This is a genomic window from Rossellomorea aquimaris, assembly GCF_000935355.1.
Lineage (GTDB): Bacteria > Bacillota > Bacilli > Bacillales > Bacillaceae_B > Rossellomorea > Rossellomorea aquimaris_B.
On the sequence record NZ_JXZC01000029.1, the window covers coordinates 1 to 1,325 of the forward strand.

Genomic DNA, 1,325 nt, shown 5'->3' on the forward strand with positions numbered 1-1,325 from the left:
TGACAGACTGACCTGGCTATGAAACCATTTCATTGGGAAGTTTCATTCAAAAATGCTTAGGGCTTTTTAAAAGGATTTTCTTTTTGAATAATTGGTTTGTTGATAATGAAACAAAACTGCCCCGACCAATCGAAACGCTGACTGCGTATTTGGAAAGATTCGTATGACTTTTTCTCTTCTTCGAACCTCCTGGTTTAAGCGTTCCAAACAGTTGGTACTGCGAATATGTGGTCGAATTCCTTCATCGTGCTCCATGTATTGAATGGTGTCTTCGAAGCCCTCATCTAAGATGGCCAACGCTTTTTCATATTTTTTGTACTCGCTAAACTGACTCATTAGTTCTTCTTTAAAGTTTCTCATATCCTCAATTTTGACAGCTTCAAATACCCTTTTAATCATGGTTCTAATTTCTTCGGAATCTTTCTTTGGGAGTTGTTTAAAAATATTTCGTTTGAAATGCACATTACATCTCTGCCAACTGGTTCCAATAAACTCACGTAAGACGGCTTTTTGTAGACCCTTATGGGCATCTGAAATCACAAGCTTAGGAGATTGTAGACCACGGGATTTCAGTTGTTGAAAGAACCTACTCCAACTCTCATAGCTCTCGGCATGATCAACCATTAACCCTAAAATCTCACGATTATTTTTCTCTGAAAGAGCTGTCGCAATGTAAACGGCTTTTGAAACCACACGATGGTGTTCACGAACTTTTATATACATGGCATCTACAAATATATATGGAAAATAAGTGAGGTTCAAAGGTCTCTTATTCCAATCGCTTATGATAGGATCTAGTTTTTTAGTCAGGGAAGAAACGAATGATTTTGAAACTGTCTCTCCACAAAGCTGTTCCACGATATGAGTAACCTTACGGGTAGAAACACCATTAATCACCATCTCGATCATTGATATGACAAAAGCCTGATCACACCGTGAGTACTTTTCAAATAAGGAAGGAGAAAAATCTCCATTACGTGTGCGTGGAACTTTGAGTTTGAGTTTTCCAATACTCATTGTAAATTCTCGTTCGTAGTATCCATTTCGGTAATCCAAACGATCAGTAGATCGTTCATAAGAAGCTGCTTGTAAGTAATCATCTCGCTCCCTTTCCATGTATTCATTCAATACAAGGACGATGGCAGACCGGACCACCGTTTCGATATTAGAATTTATTACTGCTTCTTTTAAAGAATCCAAATCTAGGTTAAACTGTAATTGAGTCATCTTTATTCCTCTTCTCATTGTTTATCGTCGTTGAAAACAGTGTTGACAAGAAGGAATAAAATGACTCTTTCTTTTTACACAATTATATGGACTTAATC

1 protein-coding gene is annotated in these 1,325 nt (G+C 37.3%); it reads right to left on the reverse strand.

Annotation, left to right across the window (positions count from 1 at the left end):
* Positions 1 to 66: 66 nt before the first annotated feature.
* A complete protein-coding gene (locus tag TV75_RS20910; protein ID WP_044340708.1) occupies positions 67 to 1,227 on the reverse strand; it encodes an IS256 family transposase in 1,161 nt (386 codons plus the stop codon).
* Positions 1,228 to 1,325 lie beyond the last annotated feature (98 nt).